The sequence below is a fragment of the Chryseobacterium sp. 'Rf worker isolate 10' genome (assembly GCF_050753305.1).
GTDB lineage: Bacteria > Bacteroidota > Bacteroidia > Flavobacteriales > Weeksellaceae > Chryseobacterium.
Genome location: NZ_JBOZOF010000001.1, coordinates 1,135,797 through 1,155,526, shown reverse-complemented (window position 1 = coordinate 1,155,526; position 19,730 = coordinate 1,135,797). Strand labels below are relative to the sequence as shown.

The following is a 19,730-nucleotide window of genomic DNA, read 5'->3' as shown; positions in this document are numbered from 1 at the left end:
TAAATAATTTTAAAACATAAAACAATACTTAAATAAAAAAACGTAATGTATTTTGCAAAGTCTTGTAAAATACTGTAAAATAAACAGTAAAATAACAATAAGTCAACAAAACATACTCATTTTTACTATTTTCCTATGGAAATATTTTCATTTTTTCGTCTTATTTAACGTTTACAATAATAATTTTTAACAATAAGATAAGCATAAAATTTTCACTAAAAATTCGTAATTTTGTGGGTCTTAATTTTATGATGAAAATATTCTTTTTCAATGATAATTTTTGAGGAATATATTAAAAAGTTCAATTGATGACAGCCCCGGAATGTTCTGTGGCAAAACACCATTACTGACAGCCTGAATGCTGTACAGTCTTTTTATGAATAAACAAAATATGGCTAACACAACAGAAATAGATATAAAAAAACAGATTTTCGTTAAGAATGCACATCTTAACAATCTGAAACATATAGATGTCCTGATTCCAAAGAACAAACTGATTGTTATTACAGGAGTTTCAGGAAGTGGTAAATCGTCTTTAGCTTTTGATACTATTTATGCAGAAGGACAGAGAAGATATGTTGAAAGCTTAAGTTCTTATGCCCGTCAATTCTTAGGAAAATTAGAAAAGCCAAAAGTAGATGACATCAAAGGACTTGCACCTTCTATTGCCATCCAGCAGAAAGTAATTTCTTCCAATCCGCGGTCTACTGTGGGAACTTCTACAGAGATCTATGATTATATGAAGCTTTTATTTGCAAGGATTGGTAAAACCTTTTCACCGGTTTCCGGAGAAGAAGTGAAAAAAGATTCGGTTTCTGATGTGATTGATTTTATTAAAGCCTCTAAAAAAGATACTTCTTTTCTATTGACTGCTCCTTTGGAATATGATGCAGACAATTTTAAAGAAACTTTGAATATTTTAAAACTGGCAGGTTTCACAAGACTTGAAATCAGTGGAAATGTAGCTGGTATTGAAGATCTGGAAAGCTTTGGTTTCACTCCTGAAAAAGGAATGGCAATCAACCTTGTCATTGACCGTTTCTCCTATGAAGAAGATGAAAGCTTTTTACAAAGACTTGCAGACTCTATTCAAATGGCATTTTATGAAGGACGCGGCTACTGCTCATTAAAGAACACCGATACTGAAAAAGTAAAGGAATTCTCCAATAAATTCGAACTGGACGGAATGGAGTTTCTTGAACCCAACGTTCACTTTTTCAGCTTTAACAACCCATATGGGGCTTGCCCGGCATGTGAAGGATATGGAAAAGTAATCGGAATTGACGAAGATCTTGTAGTTCCTAACAAAACACTGTCTGTCTACGAAGATGCTATAGTTTGCTGGAGAGGAGAAACCATGAGCGAATGGAAAAAAGACTTCATCAAAAAAGCAGGTGACTTCCCTATTCACAAACCTTATCACCAATTAACAAAAGAACAGAAAAATTTCCTTTGGAAAGGTGACGGAAAAGGCAATTTCCCATGCATCAACAATTTCTTCAAAATGCTTGAAGAAAATTTGTATAAAATCCAGTACAGAGTAATGCTTTCGCGCTACAGAGGAAAAACCCTTTGCCCTACGTGTGAAGGATTGAGACTGCGTGAAGAAACAAGTTGGGTAAAAGTTGACGGACACAATATCCAGTCAATGATTGAACTTCCTTTGGATGAATTGGCTCCTGTAATCAATGGATTAAAGCTTTCAGATCATGACAAAGAAGTAGCGAAAAGATTAATCTACGAAATCACAACCCGCCTGGAATTCTTATTAAAGGTTGGATTAGGATATTTAACATTAAATAGAACATCCAATACTCTCTCAGGAGGAGAAAGTCAGAGAATCAACCTGGCAACCAGTTTAGGAAGTTCTTTGGTAGGTTCTATTTATATATTAGACGAACCTTCTATCGGGTTGCACTCTAAAGACACGGAAAATTTGATTGAAGTATTGAAAAACCTTCGCGACCTTGGAAATACCGTAATTGTGGTGGAACATGACGAAGATGTGATGAGAGCTGCTGACTATATTATTGATATTGGTCCGGAAGCAGGTTATCTTGGTGGTGAGCTGGTATTTGCCGGAGATTATAAAGATCTGAAAAAGGCAAACACCCTTACTTCAGAATACCTTACCGGAAGGCTTGAAATAGAAGTTCCGAAGAAAAGAAGAAAAGCAAAAGAGTGGATTCACATAAAAGGAGCACGTCAGAATAATCTTAAAAATATAGATGTAGATGTTCCTTTGGAAAGTCTGGTAGTCATTTCAGGAGTTTCAGGAAGTGGAAAATCTACTCTGATGAAAGAAATTCTTACCAATGACATTCAGATTCAGCTTGGAATGGGCGGTAAAAAAGGAGACTATGATTCTGTAGAATTCCCGAAAAAGCTGATCAAAAATATTGAATTGATTGATCAGAACCCAATTGGAAAATCATCCCGTTCAAATCCTGTAACGTATCTGAAAGCTTACGATGATATCCGTGATCTTTTTGCCAAGCAGAAAGTAGCCAAAATGATGGGTTATAAACCTAAACATTTCTCCTTCAACGTAGATGGCGGACGATGTGATGAATGTAAAGGAGAAGGAGTAATCAATGTTTCCATGCAGTTTATGGCAGATATTGAGCTTGAATGTGAGGTTTGTAAAGGAACACGATTCAAAAATGAGATCCTTGAAGTAAGATTTGATGAGAAAAATATCTCTGATATTCTTCATATGACCGTAGATGAAGCGTTGGAGTTCTTTAAAGATAACAATGAAGACAAAATTGTAACGAAACTGAGACCTTTGCAGGAAGTAGGTTTAGGTTATCTGCAGCTGGGACAAAGCTCTTCTACCCTTTCCGGTGGTGAGGCACAACGTGTGAAACTGGCTTCATTCCTTGTAAAAGGAGTAACCACGGATAAAACGTTATTCATCTTTGACGAACCTTCCACAGGACTTCACTTCCATGATATTCAAAAATTATTGAAATCATTACAGGCGCTGATCGAACTAGGACATTCCGTGATTGTTATTGAGCATCAGCCAGACATCATCAAATGCGCTGATCATATTATTGATATAGGTCCGGAAGCCGGAAAACACGGTGGAGAAGTGGTATTTGCAGGAACACCTGAAGATCTGACTAAAAATAAAAAGTCTCACACCGCAAAATATATCAAAGAAAAATTGGAACAATAAATACAATCGGCTGTTTTTAAAAACAGCCGATTTTTTATTAAGATTCTCTATCTTTATTAACCCATTACAAAAAATATTTTTATGCCCTGGAATCCTGAATTATATGATCAGTACAAAGATGTACGTTACAAACCCTTTTACGATTTAGCAGCATTAATCAAGCCTGAAAATAACATAAAAGCCATTGATTTAGGCTGTGGTACCGGAGAACAGACTTCTATTCTGGCTGAAAAACTGACAGGTTCCACATTTTTAGGAATAGATTCATCGGCAGAAATGCTTGAAAAATCTAAAAAGTTTAAGAATGATAATCTTCATTTTAAACTTCAATCCATTGAAGAAACAGCGCAGTCTGATCAGAAATGGAATCTTGTCTTCAGTAATGCAGCATTACAATGGGCTGATGATCACGAAACACTATTTCCTAAAATCATTGGATTGCTTTCACAGAACGGACAGTTAGCCATACAAATGCCGGTTCAGAAAGAAAATATCCTGAATCAGATTCTATCGGAAATGGCAGATGAAGAACCTTATGTATCACAGTTAAATCATTTCAACCGTGATTCACCAGTGCTTTCAATGGATGAGTATGCACAGATATTATTTGATAACGGAATTGAGGATATAGAAATATTTCAGAAGGTTTATCCCATTATTGCAGATGATCATGAAGCCTTATACGCCTTTATTTCAGGAACAGCATTACTGCCTTATCAGGAACGTCTGGAAGGGGTACAGAAAGAAAATTTTATCTCTGAATTTAAATCGCGTATCGCAAAAAGATTTACAAAATATCCGGCCATCTATGCATTCAAGCGTATTCTGATGTATGGACGTAAAAAATAAAAAGTTTTAGAAATATAAGCAGTCGTCTCAAAATTCGAATAGTTTGAATGGTGTCATTCTGACGAAGGAAGAATCTTATTACTGGCTAATGAGTGAGATTCTTCATTACATTTTATTTCATTCAGAATGACATTTCTGAAACGACTGCTTCTGTTGATCAATTAAAACACTTTACTCTTTCACATTATACAAAAACGGACTTTTCCTGATATACTCAGAATCCTCGATCTGAGAAACCAAAAACTCCGCCAGATCTGCAGTACTGATGCCTTCACCTTTACAGTCTGTGAGACTTGTTTCCGTTGGAAAATTTCCCTCGGTAAGATGAATCAGCGGTAATCTTACCAACGTCCAGTCGAGATTGCTTTCCAAAAGAAGTTCATACTCTTTTTGTTTGTCAGCTGTTGTCTCAGGATAATTCTGGTACATCCAGTCTGTAGCCATTTTTATCCTTTCATTTTTATGATCGTATGCTGTATTTACACTCAGACCAGTGGTTACAATATAACGCCTGATCCCATGATGATTCATTGCAGAGATGATATTTTTTGCAGCATCACTGAATATAGATTTCTCTCCTTTTGGCTGCCCCAAAGTACTTATTACAAAGTCAGCTCCTTTAATCAAGGTATAGATTGCAGCTTCATCCCTTGCATCCCCTTTTACAACTTCAATTAACGGATTCTGAAGAGTATAGTTTTCTGGATGTCTTACTAAAAGTTTGAGGGAATATCTCTTTTCAAGAAGGTTTTGTACCAGATATTGTCCGGTTTTTCCGGTTCCGCCGATTACGGCAATTTTATAGGTTTTCATAATGATTTTTTTTTAATATTAAATATCAATAATCAACAGCTGATTAAACGCTAATGACCATTGAAACAGCAAATGACAATTTGTCTTTGCCTAATGATGATATAATAGAGGTATTGGGCTCAGAAAATTGAACCTAAGATGTTCAGGGTTTAAAAAATAACACCTGATAATAGTAATATGTATTACGAGATTTTAATGAATTAAAGTTACCTATTTTTTATCATTAAAAAATTAAAAAATTTATGATTTTGACAACATTTATTAAAAGAGAAAGTTTTTAACTTTGATAACCATCTTACTATCAATATTTTCCAAAAACAACACTTACACCAATAAAATATAATCATATGGAACCATTTACAGTAAACATTCCTGAATCGGTTATAACCGATCTTAAAAACCGTCTGCAAAATGCCCGCTGGCCGGGAGAACCTGAAAACTCTGGCTGGAACTACGGCACGAATGAAACTTATCTGAAAGAACTTGCCCACTATTGGATCAACGATTACGACTGGAGAATGCATGAACAGCAATTGAATCAACATCCTCAGTATATCGCCCTGATAGACGGAATTTTGATTCATTTTCAATACATAAGAGGAAAAGGCTCAAATCCAAAACCGCTGATCCTTACTCATGGCTGGCCGGACAGCTATTACCGTTTTCATAAAATTATTCCTTTGCTAACAGAAGGTGAACAGAGTTTTGATCTGGTTATTCCTTCCATTCCGGGATTTGGCTTTTCTGACAAAACAGCGGTCAGCAGTGAAAGAGTTGCTGATCTTTGGAAAAAGCTGATGACTGAAGTACTTGGATATGAAAAATTTTGTGCTGCCGGAGGGGATATAGGCATGGGAGTGGTAAAAGCATTGACTTCAAAATATCCTGAAGTACTGGAAGCCGTTCATCTTACAGATGTAGGATATCCTACCGGTCAGGAAGATCCGGCAACAATGAGCGAAGATGAACAGGCATTCGCTCAGTTTGTACAGCAGTGGTGGTACAGTGAAGGAGCTTACGCCATGGTACAGTCTACCAAGCCCCAATCGTTGGCTTATGGTCTTAACGACTCTCCTATCGGACTTGCAGGCTGGATCATAAGCTTTACCAATGCAGGAGCTCCTCCGGAATTGATTGAAACTGCATTTGGCGGAAGAGATGAAATGCTTACCAATATTATGATCTACTGGGTCACTCAAACCATAGGTTCTTCAGCCAGAATGTACAAAGAAGACGCAGCTGCTTTATGGAGTGGCACACAGGTTCATCAAAAAAGCAATGTCCCTGCCGGAGTACTTGTATTTCCCCGTGAAGCTCAGTTTCCAAAAGAATGGGCCGAACGTTTTGTGAATGTGACGAGTTTTAAAAAAATGAATGAGGGCGGTCACTTTGCCGCATTGGAATTACCTCATATATTTGCAGATGAACTAAGATCATTCTTTTATTCTGCACAATAAAATAATTCATGAAGTACAATCTATCCGCTCTTATTCCATTTTCTCTTTTGATGATGAACTGTTCTATACAAAAGAAAAATACTGAAAGTAATGATTATGAAGTAAAAATGGACACTTTAACCCTATTTGATTCAAGCAGAAACCGTAAGATTCCTGTTGCTTTTTATTATCCTAAAACAAATAAAAAGATTTCTAATCAGGAAGTCATTATCTTTAATCATGGGTATGGATTTAATAAAGGCGGAGATTATTTTGTATATTCTTATTTAACGGAAAAACTGGCTTCAAAAGGTTATTTTACAGTAAGCATTCAACATGAGCTTACAACAGACAGTCTTTTACCGACAGAAGGAAATTTACAGATCGTAAGAAGACCTTTCTGGCAAAATGGCTCAGATCATATTCTGTTTGTACTGAATGAGCTTAAAAAGACAAAACCAGAACTCGATTACAAACATCTGACACTTATAGGACACTCTAATGGAGGTGATATGGCAGCATTATTCGTCAACCAGCATCCTAATCTCGTCTATAAACTGATCACTATGGATAACCGGAGAATGTTTCTGCCGAGAACATCCGTTCCTAAAGTGTATACTTTACGATCCAATGATTATCCGGCTGATGAAGGAGTATTACCCAATGAAGAAGAACAGAGAAAGTATCAGATGACGGTACAGCCTACTCTAATTAATCATGGACACATGGACAATAAGGGAACTGATAAAGAGAAAAAAACCTTGACTAATTTTGTTTTAAAATACCTTTCTGAACAGTAATCTCAGATAAGCCTATAAGTTATCCACAATAAATTGTGGATAACTTGTGAATTTTAACATTAAATTCATATTTCGTATTAAATTTATTACTACATTTACTATGTAATAAACATCGAAGTGGAAACTTTATTTGCTTTTCTTACTACCATTGAAATTGCAATTAAATTTGAAATAAAAATTTAAGCACAGCATTGTCGGCTGTGCTTTTTATTGTTGTCTAATTAAAAAAATGAGATGTATTTATCTACTGAATCTACCCCTAAAGGGTAGATTCTTTTATGTATACTGCCTTAAGACAATGATTGTTACTGTTTTGTAATTCCTATAAATTGATGAATGCATATTCATCATACACAGTATTGATAAGCTCATCAGCATTGATGTTTCGAGAGAAAATGGGGTAATGAAAACGGTCAAGTTTATTTAAAATACGGATCAGATCCATCTTTTCCTTATGATTAAGATTTCCTGCTACAATATTGGTAGCCTGGCGAATCTTCTCCATTTGTTTTTCCAGAATCATTAATCCTCTTTCAGAAATTCGGATTAGTTTGCTTCGTTTATCCAAATCAGAATCTGTCTGTTCTATAAGTCCCTGACGCAGCAATCTTGTAATGATAAGCATACCAACCGGCTTATCATGGATATTTTTTTTGATGAGTGCCATTTTGGTCATTTCACCAAAAGCCTTTAAATTGATTAAATAGATAAAGTCTTCCTGAGTAGAAAATTCAGAATCTGATATGGCAGATTTCGAGTAGGTTTTTGCATATCGGTTAAGATGTACCAATAATGTACTTATTGCACTTTCCGGTGTTCTTCCATTTTCTTTACCCTCCCAGTAGGGCTCTTCAACATTTATCACCTGTTGAATATTCTTTTCATCAGAAATCCAGGACCTAAAACCTTCAATGGTACTAGGATAAGAATCAGGATTGGCATTCGATTCAAATTGCTCAAGGAGCGTCATAAAGTCTTTAATAAGAGGAAAATTCATTTGCCGTTAAAATAGTATACAAATATACTTTATTTTATGATAATCTCCTTTATTTTTAGTTTATACGGTATAACTTTTGTATTTTAAAGTGTAATTATCAACATTATGGACGAAACTAAAACAGAACCATTAGACCTGATTAATGATAAGCATTTAATAGATGAGTATTTTAATTTCAAAGTAAAAACTGAATTTAATATTGACATTGATCTTAGTAACGAGTACACTACTGCACACAATATTGTTTCAAAAAAATTAATTCTGGTGCAGACATTTTCTGATACCACTATTGGAAATCCACAGTTATATCTTTTATTACGTTCTTTAATTCATAATGTCAACAGTTATCATCTGACAAAAAATCAAATGATTTCTACATTGAAAAATAAATAAAAAAAATCTCTCAACATTTGAGAGATTTTGGTTTTTGAAAAAATTGCAAGGTTTATACCTGTTCTTTTATGTGTTTTGCCACCATATCTTCCAGGTCATCCAGATTGAAAGGTTTTGATACATAATCATCTGCCTGCGCCTCGGAAGCTAAAGCAGCGATATCGTTATTTGCCGTAACATAAATGACAGGAATATGATTAAATTCTTCACTGCTTTTAAGAAGTTTTGTAGCTTCCACTCCTCCTATTTTAGGAATCCAGTTGTCCATCAGGATAACATCAGGATGATATTCTGCTACTTTTTCCAAAATATCATGTGAAGTTTCTGAAATTTTTACATCGTAGCCATTTTCTTCAAATATGATGGTAATCACTTCTAAAATGGCAGCATCATCATCAAAAATTAAAATTTTCTTTTTGTTCATATTATTTAGGTTATTCTTATTACAATTGATTGATATAATCTGCTAAATTATCCGGTGTGATAATCAGATCATAATCAATTTCTTCTACGGCATGTTTGGGCATATATTCCACTTCTGCCGTTTCAGGATCCTGAATCCAAACCTGTCCGTTATTTTTTTGAATATAGCACAAGCCTTCTACCCCATCAGCATTGGCTCCGGATAAGAGAATTCCAACCATATGCTCTCCATAAATCTCTGCTGCCGATCTGAAGGTAACATCTATTGAAGGGCGGGAATAATTCATTTTTTCTGAGCTGTCTAATGACATATTTTTCTTATTCTCAAACAGCAGATGATAATCAGCAGGAACAATATATAAGGCATTGTTATTTATTTCAGTTTTATCTTCCACTTCTATCACTGGTATTTTAGTAAACTGCTGCAATAAAGTCCGCAAAATATCTCCGGATTGGGCTTTACGGTGAAGCACAACAACTATTGGGATTTTCAGAGTATCATCAAGATTTTTGATCATTTCAATAATGACCTGCAGGCTTCCTGCCGATCCTCCTATAACAATTAGTTCAATGTTCATCTGTGATTTCATAGCAGTATTTATTAATGATGATCAAGCCTTTTCCAGATTTTCTGATCTTCCACCTGATGATAATTCTTTTCAATGGTAGAAAACCGAAGTGTTTCTTTTGCTCCAAGAGCCAGAAAACCTAAATTTTCCAGACTGTTGTCAAAAAGCTTGAATACCCTTTCCTGCAGCTCCCTATCAAAATAAATCAGAACATTTCTGCAGATAATCAGCTGAAAGCTATTGAAAGAACTGTCTGACACCAGATTATGAGTCGATAAAATAAGTTTTTCCTGTAAGCTTTTATCAAATTTTACACTGTCATAATTGGCTGTATAGTAATCTGAAAAATCGCGTTTCCCTCCTGAAAGCATATAGTTTTCAGAATACAATTTCATCTGGTATAACGGGAAAACACCGGCTCTGGCTGTTTCAAGAACAGCAGGATTCAAATCTGTACCATAAATCAGGGATTTATCATATAAACCTGCCTCTTTCAGTAAAATAGCAATGGAATATGCTTCTTCACCTGTGGAACATCCTGCAATCCAGATTCTGATCAGCGGATAAGTACCCAATTGAGGCAGAACTTTCTCTCTCAATGCTTTAAAAAAAGAAGGATCCCGAAACATTTCTGTAACGTTTACCGTAACTTCTTCTACAAAACGTTTTAAATATTCTGCATCATTCATAATGGTATACCTAAGTTCCGCGAAACTGGTAAATCTGTCTAAAAGGCATATACGATTTACCCTTCTTTTAAACGAAGCCCTGCTATAACCGGAAAAGTCGTAGCCATACATTTCATAGACATCATTAATCAGATGTTCTACTTCTTTATCTTTTACGATACTTGGTTCCAGCATCTATGAAAGTTTTTCTATTGCCATCATTAAAAGTTCTACGTCAATTGGTTTCGAAACATAATCATTAGCTCCTACCTCAATACATTTCTGACGGTCTTCAGGCATTGCCTGTGCAGTAACCGCAACAACTGGAACATTTTTAATTTCAGGAGTGTTTCTTATGATCCTTATTGCCTCATAACCATCTATTCCAGGCATCATCATATCCATAAGCACCACTGAAAACTGAGGATCAGCCTTTAGCATATCTAAAGCTTCCTGAGCCATGGTACAGGTTTCAACTGCATATCCACGAGCCTTAAGGGTTAGTTTCAATGCGAATATATTGCGTGGATCATCATCCACAATTAAAATTTTCTTACTCATCAGAATTTTATCTGTTTAACTTTCATATAACCAAACGCGAAGCAGCGACAACAGCTGATCAATATCTACAGGTTTTGAGATATAATCTGAAGCTCCTGCTGTAATACATTTCTCGCGCTCTCCAATCATCGATTTTGCGGTTACCGCTATAATAGGCAGTCTCTTAAATGCCGGCATTTTTCTGATCTGCTTGATGGTTTCGTAGCCGTCCATTTCGGGCATCATCATATCCATTAAGATTACATCTATATCAGGATTGTGGTGAATTTGCTCAAGGGCATGCTTTCCATCCATGGCTACAATAACTTCAACTTTATATTTTTCCAGTGCTTTGGTTAAAGAAAAAATATTGCGGACGTCATCATCAGTAATCAGTACTTTTTTGCCACTCAGCACTTCAGTGAGAGATCCAAGCATTCTTCCTGTTGTATTTTCTGAAGAATTATTTTTTTCTTCCACTAAATGCAGAAACAGTCCTACTTCATCTAAAATTCTTTGGTATGAATGTGCTGTTTTTACTACAATTGAATCTGCATACTGTTTTATTTTAAGTTCTTCTTCTTTAGATAAATGGTGTTCTGTAAAAATGATAATGGGCAGATTTTCCAGTCCTTCATGACTTTTTATTGACTCTATTACATGATAATCATTTCCTTTTGAGCTTCCAATATCCAGAATAACGCAGTCAACAAGATCAGAAGTGAGGGTTTTCACACTATCTTCCACCGTATGTTCTACGGATAAAGAGATATTAAAATTGCTCAGGAAATAAGACAATGCACTGGCATGTTTGGCGTTTTCTTCAACAATCAGAACTTTTTGAGATCCTTTTTTCAAAGCTTCTTCAATCTTTCTGAACACATCGGTCATTTTATCCAGCGCTACCGGCTTATTAATAAAATCTACAGCACCTTTCATAAGACTTTCCTTTTTAAAATGAAGGACAGACATCATATGAACCGGAATATGTTTGACATAAGGATCAGCTTTCAGTTCATCCATTACTTCCCAGCCATCTTTTACAGGAAGCTGAACATCCAGTAAAATGGCATGCGGATGATACTTCTGAGCCGCTGAAAGACCATGATCTCCTCTTACTACAACCACTCCTTTATAGCTCTGCAGATGGGCATATTTCAATAAAGCTTTTGCAAAATTGATATCATCTTCAATGATCAGAATAACTTTATCTCCTTCCTGAATATTTTCCCTGTCGTCCGGTACATCTTCCGGGATTTCAAGAGTATTTAAAGGAATTACTTTTGCTTCTCCTTCATCAAGAATATTTTGGATTTCCTCCACATCTTCACGGATCACCTCTACAAGATCCTGATCTGTTTCAGAATGAGCAATTTCAGTTACGGCATGTACAGGAATGATAAAACTGAACTCACTTCCTCTGTCTACCTCACTTTTCAGAACCAGCTCTCCTCCAAGAAGTCTGGCGATTTCACGGCTTATTGACAGACCTAAACCTGTTCCCCCAAACTTTCGTTTGGTAGATCCGTCTGCCTGCTGGAATGCTTCAAAGATGATCTTTTGCTTATCTTCTGCTATTCCAATACCTGTATCTTTAACTGAGAATATAATGAAATCAGGTTTTTCAGAATGTTTTTTGATGTGTAAACCGATGCTTCCTTTTTTGGTAAATTTTAAAGCATTAGACAACAGATTTCTCAATACCTGATCAATTTTAAGACGATCACTTTCGATCACTTTCTGCACATTTGCATCAATTTCGATATTAAACGGAAGAGATTTCTCCTGAAATACCGGATTGAAAAGACTTTTTAGATCTTTTACCACTTCTTCGATCATTACTTCCTGATACTCAAGAGTCATTTTACCGGATTCTATTTTTGCAAGATCCAGAATTTCATCGATCAGGGTTAATAAACTTGTACCGGAACTATGAATTACTTTTGCAGATTCTACTTGATCTTCATTGAGGTTTTCATCCGGGTTTTCCGTCATCAAACGGGATAAAAGAAGGATTGAATTCAGCGGAGTTCGCAATTCATGAGACATATTGGCTAAAAACTCAGATTTGTATTTGGTGCTTAATGCCAGCTCCTCTACTTTTTTCTGAATTTCATTATTACGTTCTGCAATCAAATGATTTTTCTCTTCCAGCAGCCTTGAGCGTTCTTCCAGTTCTGCATTGGCCTGCATCAGTTCTTCCTGCTGTACTTTGAGCTCTTCCTCCGAAGCCTGAAGCTTCTGTGTTTGTGCTTCCAGTTCTGTATTCAGATTTTCAAGTTCAGAGTGCTGAACCTGCAATTCTTCAGACTGTGCCTGGGTTTCTTCCAGTAATTGCTGTTCTTTTTCTCTGCCTTTGGCAGCGTTCAGGGCAATTCCTATATTGACGCAGCACTCTTCAAAATAACTTATCCTGTCTTCTTCAAAATTAGAAGTTGCACCAAGCTCCAATACTCCAATAATGTGGCCGTCTGCAAAAAGTGGAAGCAAAATAATTCCGTAAATTTTTATGGTACTGCTGGCAAAAGTTACCACAAAGTCATCTTCATGAAGATTATTATAAACCTGACTTTTAGCATTAACAAAAGCCTGACCTACCATTCCTTCTCCGGGCTCAAAAGCTTTTTTCATATTGGATTCTAATCCAAATGCTTTATTAAGTTTTAAAATACCTTCATCATACAAATACAGTGAACCATTAATGCAGTTTCCATATTCAATCAATTGTATTAAAGCTTTATGGGAAACTTCCTGAACAGTCTTATTCCCTACCAGGGATTCATTCAGCAAAGCAAGACCTTTCTGACGCCAGTCACTTTTATTAATTTTCTCAAAAGAGATTTTGAGAGATTCTGTCATATTGTTCAGAGATCCTACAAGATCTCCAAGATCATCCTGAGCATTATCCACTACTTTTTCACTGTAATCACCGTTAGCGACTCTGTTGGCAATCTTTTGAATAGCACTTACACGGCGTGTCATTTCTTCATCTTTCTGCTTAAGCATCCTTTCCAATTTATCTCTTCGGATAAGATCTGCACGCATTTTTATATAGAAAAATGTAGTTACCACTATCGCAGCAATTGCGGAAAAAAGGATAAAAATAACCGTTGTACCGGATGAGCGATTGAGATCGTTATTTTTAACTTCAACCTGACTTTCTTCATATTGTACAAAGTCACTGACAATTTTCCGGCACTGATCCATATAGGTTTTCCCTTCAGTAATCTGTTGCTGAGTCATGATAATGCCTCTTCGTCTGTTCTCAACCAAATGCTTCAGATTCTGCATTACCTGATCAACAGCTGCTTTTAAACCTGCGAGTCTTTGTAATTGATTCTGATCATTTAGCCCCAAAGATTCAGCACGTATCAAAGCTTTAGGGTATTCTCTTAATCCCCGTTTATAAGGTTCAAGAAAATCTTCTCTTCCAGTAAGCTGATAACCTCTGTTTCCTGTTTCTGCATCCAGTAAAGCAACCAGCACATCTTTCACAGCTGTTACAGACCGTCTGCTTTTGGAAAGGCTTTCACGGTGTTTCATTTGATTTTGGATACTCCAGTAAGAAGCCAGTGAACTGGCTATTAAAATCAAAAGTGAAAGACCTACTCCAAATTGAAGATTTCGTATTATTTTTTTCGGCATTAAAATTAATTTAGTGGTAATGTGAAATAAAAAGTAGAGCCTTCATCTACTATACTGGAAACCCCAACGCTTCCATGGTGCTGTTTGATGATCTCAGAGCAGATAAACAATCCGATTCCCATCCCCTGAAACTGCAGTGAAGATTCTTCTACACGATAAAATTTCTTAAATACAGCATCCTGTTTAAAATCCGGGATACCAATTCCAAAGTCGGTTACATTTACTCTTACTTCTTCTGCCTCCTTATCTACAAAAGTGGTGACAATAACCTGATTATTATCGGGTGAATATTTAATGGCATTTGTCAGAAAATTGATGAGTACCTGTTCTATGCGGATTTCGTCTAAAGGAATTAAAATATCCGGTTTTGTTCCGTGGCGCTCAATTTTCACTTCACGCTGATCATGAGTTTGTAATATTGTTTCAATCGCATTACTGATCAAATTTTCCAGATTAACCGGTTTTTTATTAATTTTCAACTTGCCGTTTTCTATTTTAGAAACATCCAGCAGGTCAGTGATCAATGTATTCAGCTTTTCAATCTGCCCCTGAACTTTCGTTACAAATCCTGCTTCAGAGCTTTCTTTGTCTAGCTTCAACTTTCTTTCTAATAACTGAACATAGGCTTTAATACTTGTTAAAGGAGTTTTCAGTTCATGGCTGGCGATGCTTAAAAATTCGTCTTTTTCTTTTTCAACTTTTTTCTGATCATCAATATCAGTAAAAGTTCCAACCCAGTTTTTAATGTGATCTTCATCATATACCGGAGTTACTCTAAGCAAATGATAGCGGTAATTGCCCGAAACAACATTCTTTATTCTTATTTCCAGCTCAAGAGCTTTTCCTTTTTTTCTGCATCTCTCCAACTCCTCCGTGATATCTGGGTCATCGGGATGTATTTCAGGAAAACTCTGTTCGGAGTCTGAATATTCATACCATTTACCATTCACAAAATCAACGGCTCCTGCTTCATTCAGTGTGAATGCAATTTGTGGAAGTGACTCCAGCATTAAGTGAAAATGATCTATCTGAGACTTCATCGTCACTTGTGATTCACGTCTACCCTTAACCTCCAGTTCAAGATTCTGCTGGGTCTTTTTCATGGCTATATTCTGCTCTTGAAGGTTATAAAAAGTTTTCACCTTAAGCAAAAGGATCTCTGGATCTACAGGTTTGGTTACATAATCTTTAGCACCCGAGGCATAGCCTTGTGTTATAAATTTTTTGTCTGTGTTGACAGCCGATAAAAATATAATGGGAACTTCTTTTGTTTTACTGTAATCTGCCAGTGTTTCCGCCACTTCAAAGCCGTCCATATCAGGCATTTGAACATCCAGAATAATGAGGGCATAGTCGTTTTTGAGGGCTTTACCCAGAGCCTCTTCACCAGAATTGGCTGTTTCCACCTGAAAATCCTTGGATTCGAGTAATTTTTGCAGTGAATAAAGATTACTTTGATTGTCATCAACAATTAAAATCATAGAAGTTAAAATCAATAATTAGTTACAGATATTTAAACTTCAAAAATACTCACAATATTTCAAAACATAGCAATTTTTAAAGTGTTATGAATAACTATTTCATACCACATTTTACTGTTTAAATATTAATGGAATAAGGACTGAAATGGTTGATAATATTTAAAAAAAATTATATTCTTGTGAGAAATAAAGCCTATGAAAAAATTGTTTTAGTTTACAAACGACTGAAGTTGTAAGAATTACTAAAACAATTCATGAAAATGCTTTAGAAACAAGCTGAACCTATGTTGGAAATAAGAGTGCGTTTGGTAAAAAATTTAAAAATGGGGACTTTTATCAGAGCTATGAAAACGTTTATAAAACTTTGCGGGGGATTTAATGGAAAATCAAACATCCTAAAATATAGAACATAAATAAACCATAACAAATAGTAAATAATAAAAAGCCAGAACTTTAACAGTTCTGGCTTTTTTTATGAAACTAACTTTAATTTGTCTTCTTTCTCCATTCCGCTTTTACGTCTTCTGCAGCATCTTTTGTATTTTCCCATGCTTCATCAGCCTTATCTTTAATATCATCCCACGCGTCAGAAATATTAGATTTCACCCTTTCCAACCAGTCTTCCTGAGTTGCTTCTTCATCATTATTTCTTTTTTCATTGATATAATCTCTGGCTTTATCAGCTAAGTCATTAATCTTCCATTTCGCATCATTAGCAGCATTCTTTAGAGTGTTTTCTGTTTCGTTAACTGCATTTTCCGCTTTGTTGTAATCTGAATTATTCATAATGTAATATTTAAGTATTTGGTATATAAATAAACAATATCCGTGCCTTAAAAATATTTCACTTGTTAAAATATTCTTAAAATAAATCAATAGTTATTTAAGTTTGCTTAATAATTTACTTTTTCAATGGGTTTTTCCGATCCTGCTTCACCCAGATCAGCTTAGAAGTATCGTAACCTATTTCTCTGGCTTTAGAAATGAAATTCTGTTTTACATTTTCAGGGATGTTTTTTTCACGGGAAAGGATCCACAGATAATCTAAATTTTTTCCCGCTACCAATGCATATTGATAATCTTCCAGGGCAATTACATTATATCCTGCATAAAAAGGGCCGAAAAAACTTACTTTTAAAGCAGCTACACTCTTATCTCCTCTGAATTTTGCAGTTCCATTTACCGAGACCCATTTCTTCTTTTTTATATTATATCCGCTATTGATAACATTTACACTGCCATCATTATTAAGGCTATATTCAGCCATTGCATTGTCGAGATCCTTTTCAAAGCGATAATCGAATCTTGCAATCTCATACCAGGTACCTAAATATCTATTCACATCAAACTGAGATACAGGCTGTGCTCTTTCAGGCATACTGGTACAGGATGCCATGAAACACAATAATACACAAGCAGCAATCCGTTTAAAAATTGTTTTATTTTTCATTTTTAGTTATTTTTTTAAAGAAGTAAATATTCAGCAGAAACTGACTGTATCCATATACTGCATCTTCAACAGGAATAGTGGTCATTCTTATACCAAGAAATTCCTCAGGATTATAATTTACAACCGGAGATGGAATCAAAGATCCTGTGAGAATTCCATTCACTGCAAAAAAACCGGGCATCAAAACCAAGTATACAAAGCTGGCCTTTCCTATCCATTCTTTTTTAGCGATAAAATGGAGATAGCAGAGTGTAAATAAAGTTACAATGACTGTAAGCAAAGTATATATTCTGTCATAATAAAGAAGTCCTACTACACTGAGAACAATAGCAGATGTAAATACGATAAGATTATTTAAAGCGTTAGCCACGTTCATATTGAAAAATTTTTCCAGGCAGTAATAGGTAAAAACACAAGAAAAAGGAATACAGTAAAAAAACAGCCATTCTTCAACAGGAAGTCCTGCTATTTTAAATCCCAAAGTATAGTTAAGATCAAACCACCATACTCCTCTTGCAGTAAACCATATGTCCCAAATAATGAAAGGAATTGCAACAATGGTAGACGACAGAAGAAACTTTCCAAAAAGCTTATTAAACTGTATTCTTCTGTCAAATGAAGCTACAAAGCAGATAATGACAGTGAAAAAATTAATCAGTATGTAAGTATAAGACATCATTTTTTATTGAAATACATTTTAAAATATTTAACAGGAACCCATAGAAATCCAAAACATTCTCCTTTTTCTTTACCCAAATGTTTGTGATGCTGCTTATGAGCACGTCTTATAGCAAGGAAGTAGGGATTTTTCGTTTTTGTAAAAATTTTGGCTCTTTGATGGATAAAAATATCATGCACAAAGAAATAGGCCATTCCGTAGAGACTTATTCCAAGACCGATAAAAAACCAATAACTGAATTCCTGCTTTACTCCCAGATATAACAAGGCAATCGCGGGGCTTGCAAAAATGAAAAAGAACAGATCATTTCTTTCAAGTTTTCCATCATGGCCGTGATCATGATGGTCCCGATGCAGGCTCCATAGAAAACCGTGCATAATATATCTGTGGATAAGCCAGGTAGCACCTTCCATAGCAATAAAAACACCCAAAACAATCAGAAAATTCATAATAAGGATGTTTTGCTGTTAAAAAGATCATCCAAAATATTGTATCTGAAATCGAAAATACTTTTGAGTTTTTCTTTTACAAACAGCTGATGGACAGCTCTTCCCAGAATACCAAACGGAAGCTCATAGTCTACTGTATCTTTCATCAATATTCCCTTTTCATTAGGAATGAATTCATGAAAATGATTCCAGTATTTATATGGGCCTTCTTTCTGAAAGTCGGTAAAACTTTTATACTCATCAACCTGGCTGATAATTGTTTTCCAGCCCATAGGAATTCCCAATACGGGAGAAACCTTGTAATCTATTTCCATTCCTTCAAAAACAGGCTCGCTCTTACCAGCTGAAAGAACCACAAACTTCATACTTTTCGGCGTAATTTTCGCCAAATTATGAGGGGATGAAAAGAACTTCCATGCCGTTTCTCTATTGCAATTCAACTGTTGTTCTCTGTATAATCTGTACATCTTTTCTTTTTTACTAATTCTTAAACTTTTCAAAAAATTAAATTATGTTATTAGAAATAAGCAGATTTGTAGCGTATATAACTTTTGAATGCAACCAGAAGTTTCTGTGAATTTGCAATCCTGATTCTTTGCTGCAAAATATGCTGTGAGCTTGTTTTCTTTATTTTTTCAAACAGAGACAGATAATATCTGTATGCCAGATATACCCCAAAAATGGAAGAGCCCGGCAGTTTTTTAATTCCCTGTAATGCTTCTTTAAATTCTTTTTCAATTTCTTTTTCAATCTGGGCCTTTACTCTATTATCAAAAACCGACATATTCAGAGAAGGAAAATAGGTTCGACCTAAAATCTGATAGTCATCTTTCAGATCCCGCAAAAAATTTACTTTTTGAAAAGCAGATCCAAGTTTCATGGCAAACGGTTTAAGCTCTTCAAACTGCTGTTTATTTCCACCTGTAAATATCTGCAGGCACATAAGACCAACAACTTCTGCCGAACCGTAGATATACTCATTGTACAAATCAGAATTGTAATCTATTTTCTGAAGGTCCATTTCCATACTGTGTAAAAACTGACTGATAAGCTGAACATCAATATTGTACTGACGAACTGTCTGCTGAAATGAGTTCAGAATGGGATTAATTGAAATCCCATCTTCCAGAGCATCATAGGTTTCAGTCTTTAACTTTTTCAAGAGTTTTTCTTTATCATAACCATGAAAACTGTCTACAATTTCATCTGCAAGCCGTACATAACCATAAATGGCATAAATAGCAGATCTTATTGATGGTTTCAATGCTAATATGCCTAATGAAAAACTGGTACTGTATTTCCGTGTAGTATACCTGCTTACTTCACAGGACAACTCATCAAACAATTTTTTCAT

19 protein-coding genes are annotated in these 19,730 nt (G+C 35.4%); 5 read left to right on the top strand and 14 right to left on the bottom strand.

All coding sequences use genetic code 11. From position 1 onward, the window contains the following. Positions 1–391 precede the first annotated feature (391 nt). Both uvrA and LKL37_RS05070 read left to right on the top strand, forming a co-directional pair. Positions 392–3,184, top strand: coding sequence for an excinuclease ABC subunit UvrA (uvrA, locus tag LKL37_RS05075; protein ID WP_431609505.1), 2,793 nt, complete (start codon positions 392–394; stop codon positions 3,182–3,184). 81 nt (positions 3,185–3,265) lie between these two features. After that, positions 3,266–4,033, top strand: a complete 768-nt coding sequence (locus LKL37_RS05070; protein WP_431609504.1) for a methyltransferase domain-containing protein — start codon at positions 3,266–3,268, stop codon at positions 4,031–4,033. 171 nt (positions 4,034–4,204) lie between these two features. Here the strand turns inward: LKL37_RS05070 and LKL37_RS05065 are convergent, their stop codons facing one another. Further along, positions 4,205–4,846, bottom strand: a complete 642-nt coding sequence (locus LKL37_RS05065) for an NAD(P)-dependent oxidoreductase (RefSeq protein ID WP_431609503.1) — start codon at positions 4,844–4,846, stop codon at positions 4,205–4,207. Between the two features lie 347 nt (positions 4,847–5,193). Here LKL37_RS05065 and LKL37_RS05060 point away from each other — a divergent pair, with 347 nt between their 5' ends. Further along, positions 5,194–6,303 carry an epoxide hydrolase family protein gene (locus LKL37_RS05060; protein WP_431609502.1) on the top strand — a complete coding sequence of 370 codons (1,110 nt, stop codon included), beginning with the start codon at positions 5,194–5,196 and terminating at the stop codon, positions 6,301–6,303. An 8-nt stretch (positions 6,304–6,311) separates the two neighbouring features. After that, positions 6,312–7,082, top strand: a complete 771-nt coding sequence (locus LKL37_RS05055) for an alpha/beta hydrolase (protein WP_431609501.1) — start codon at positions 6,312–6,314, stop codon at positions 7,080–7,082. Positions 7,083–7,404: 322 nt separating this feature from the next. Here LKL37_RS05055 and LKL37_RS05050 read toward each other — a convergent pair whose 3' ends face one another. Further along, positions 7,405–8,079, bottom strand: a complete 675-nt coding sequence (locus LKL37_RS05050; protein WP_105703791.1) for a MarR family winged helix-turn-helix transcriptional regulator — start codon at positions 8,077–8,079, stop codon at positions 7,405–7,407. 105 nt (positions 8,080–8,184) lie between these two features. Between LKL37_RS05050 and LKL37_RS05045 the strand changes: the two genes are divergently transcribed. Further along, on the top strand, positions 8,185–8,472 hold the full coding sequence (locus tag LKL37_RS05045) for a hypothetical protein (RefSeq protein WP_105703792.1): 288 nt from the start codon (positions 8,185–8,187) through the stop codon (positions 8,470–8,472). 52 nt (positions 8,473–8,524) lie between these two features. Here LKL37_RS05045 and LKL37_RS05040 read toward each other — a convergent pair whose 3' ends face one another. The 12 genes from LKL37_RS05040 to LKL37_RS04985 form a co-directional block, all read right to left on the bottom strand. Next, positions 8,525–8,896: a response regulator gene (locus tag LKL37_RS05040; protein WP_431609500.1), complete on the bottom strand. Its 372-nt coding sequence runs from the start codon at positions 8,894–8,896 to the stop codon at positions 8,525–8,527. Between the two features lie 19 nt (positions 8,897–8,915). Continuing rightward, entirely contained in the window at positions 8,916–9,473 is a 558-nt protein-coding gene (locus LKL37_RS05035) for a chemotaxis protein CheB (protein ID WP_431609499.1), read from the bottom strand. A 23-nt stretch (positions 9,474–9,496) separates the two neighbouring features. Next, positions 9,497–10,327: a CheR family methyltransferase gene (locus tag LKL37_RS05030; RefSeq protein ID WP_431609498.1), complete on the bottom strand. Its 831-nt coding sequence runs from the start codon at positions 10,325–10,327 to the stop codon at positions 9,497–9,499. Next, positions 10,328–10,693: a response regulator gene (locus LKL37_RS05025; RefSeq protein ID WP_431609497.1), complete on the bottom strand. Its 366-nt coding sequence runs from the start codon at positions 10,691–10,693 to the stop codon at positions 10,328–10,330. Between the two features lie 15 nt (positions 10,694–10,708). After that, a complete protein-coding gene (locus LKL37_RS05020) occupies positions 10,709–14,317 on the bottom strand; it encodes a response regulator (protein ID WP_431609496.1) in 3,609 nt (1,202 codons plus the stop codon). Positions 14,318–14,322: 5 nt separating this feature from the next. Beyond that, positions 14,323–15,798: a response regulator gene (locus LKL37_RS05015; protein WP_431609495.1), complete on the bottom strand. Its 1,476-nt coding sequence runs from the start codon at positions 15,796–15,798 to the stop codon at positions 14,323–14,325. Between the two features lie 486 nt (positions 15,799–16,284). Further along, positions 16,285–16,584, bottom strand: a complete 300-nt coding sequence (locus tag LKL37_RS05010) for a hypothetical protein (protein ID WP_431609494.1) — start codon at positions 16,582–16,584, stop codon at positions 16,285–16,287. A gap of 115 nt (positions 16,585–16,699) precedes the next feature. After that, positions 16,700–17,248 (bottom strand): lipocalin family protein, encoded by a 549-nt coding sequence (locus LKL37_RS05005; protein ID WP_431609493.1) that lies wholly within the window; start codon positions 17,246–17,248, stop codon positions 16,700–16,702. Next, positions 17,238–17,924: a lycopene cyclase domain-containing protein gene (locus tag LKL37_RS05000; protein WP_431609492.1), complete on the bottom strand. Its 687-nt coding sequence runs from the start codon at positions 17,922–17,924 to the stop codon at positions 17,238–17,240. The genes LKL37_RS05005 and LKL37_RS05000 overlap by 11 nt, the downstream gene beginning before the upstream one ends. After that, positions 17,924–18,376, bottom strand: coding sequence for a beta-carotene hydroxylase (locus LKL37_RS04995; protein WP_431609491.1), 453 nt, complete (start codon positions 18,374–18,376; stop codon positions 17,924–17,926). The genes LKL37_RS05000 and LKL37_RS04995 overlap by 1 nt, the downstream gene beginning before the upstream one ends. Beyond that, positions 18,373–18,843 (bottom strand): SRPBCC family protein, encoded by a 471-nt coding sequence (locus LKL37_RS04990; protein WP_431609490.1) that lies wholly within the window; start codon positions 18,841–18,843, stop codon positions 18,373–18,375. The genes LKL37_RS04995 and LKL37_RS04990 overlap by 4 nt, the downstream gene beginning before the upstream one ends. A 50-nt stretch (positions 18,844–18,893) precedes the next feature. Next, a complete protein-coding gene (locus LKL37_RS04985; protein ID WP_431609489.1) occupies positions 18,894–19,730 on the bottom strand; it encodes a phytoene/squalene synthase family protein in 837 nt (278 codons plus the stop codon).

Bases quoted from the DNA above. Each gene is read 5' to 3' on its own strand.
- LKL37_RS05020 (WP_431609496.1), bottom strand. From the start codon at position 14,317: ATGCCGAAAAAAATAATACGAAATCTTCAATTTGGAGTAGGTCTTTCA.
- LKL37_RS05060 (WP_431609502.1), top strand. From the start codon at position 5,194: ATGGAACCATTTACAGTAAACATTCCTGAATCGGTTATAACCGATCTT.
- LKL37_RS04990 (WP_431609490.1), bottom strand. From the start codon at position 18,843: ATGTACAGATTATACAGAGAACAACAGTTGAATTGCAATAGAGAAACG.
- LKL37_RS05070 (WP_431609504.1), top strand. From the start codon at position 3,266: ATGCCCTGGAATCCTGAATTATATGATCAGTACAAAGATGTACGTTAC.
- LKL37_RS05025 (WP_431609497.1), bottom strand. From the start codon at position 10,693: ATGAGTAAGAAAATTTTAATTGTGGATGATGATCCACGCAATATATTC.
- LKL37_RS05015 (WP_431609495.1), bottom strand. From the start codon at position 15,798: ATGATTTTAATTGTTGATGACAATCAAAGTAATCTTTATTCACTGCAA.
- LKL37_RS05055 (WP_431609501.1), top strand. From the start codon at position 6,312: ATGAAGTACAATCTATCCGCTCTTATTCCATTTTCTCTTTTGATGATG.
- LKL37_RS05045 (WP_105703792.1), top strand. From the start codon at position 8,185: ATGGACGAAACTAAAACAGAACCATTAGACCTGATTAATGATAAGCAT.
- LKL37_RS05010 (WP_431609494.1), bottom strand. From the start codon at position 16,584: ATGAATAATTCAGATTACAACAAAGCGGAAAATGCAGTTAACGAAACA.
- LKL37_RS05000 (WP_431609492.1), bottom strand. From the start codon at position 17,924: ATGTCTTATACTTACATACTGATTAATTTTTTCACTGTCATTATCTGC.
- LKL37_RS05030 (WP_431609498.1), bottom strand. From the start codon at position 10,327: ATGCTGGAACCAAGTATCGTAAAAGATAAAGAAGTAGAACATCTGATT.
- LKL37_RS05005 (WP_431609493.1), bottom strand. From the start codon at position 17,248: ATGAAAAATAAAACAATTTTTAAACGGATTGCTGCTTGTGTATTATTG.
- LKL37_RS05040 (WP_431609500.1), bottom strand. From the start codon at position 8,896: ATGAACAAAAAGAAAATTTTAATTTTTGATGATGATGCTGCCATTTTA.
- LKL37_RS04995 (WP_431609491.1), bottom strand. From the start codon at position 18,376: ATGAATTTTCTGATTGTTTTGGGTGTTTTTATTGCTATGGAAGGTGCT.
- LKL37_RS05035 (WP_431609499.1), bottom strand. From the start codon at position 9,473: ATGAACATTGAACTAATTGTTATAGGAGGATCGGCAGGAAGCCTGCAG.
- LKL37_RS04985 (WP_431609489.1), bottom strand. From the start codon at position 19,730: ATGAAAAAATTGTTTGATGAGTTGTCCTGTGAAGTAAGCAGGTATACT.
- LKL37_RS05065 (WP_431609503.1), bottom strand. From the start codon at position 4,846: ATGAAAACCTATAAAATTGCCGTAATCGGCGGAACCGGAAAAACCGGA.
- uvrA (WP_431609505.1), top strand. From the start codon at position 392: ATGGCTAACACAACAGAAATAGATATAAAAAAACAGATTTTCGTTAAG.
- LKL37_RS05050 (WP_105703791.1), bottom strand. From the start codon at position 8,079: ATGAATTTTCCTCTTATTAAAGACTTTATGACGCTCCTTGAGCAATTT.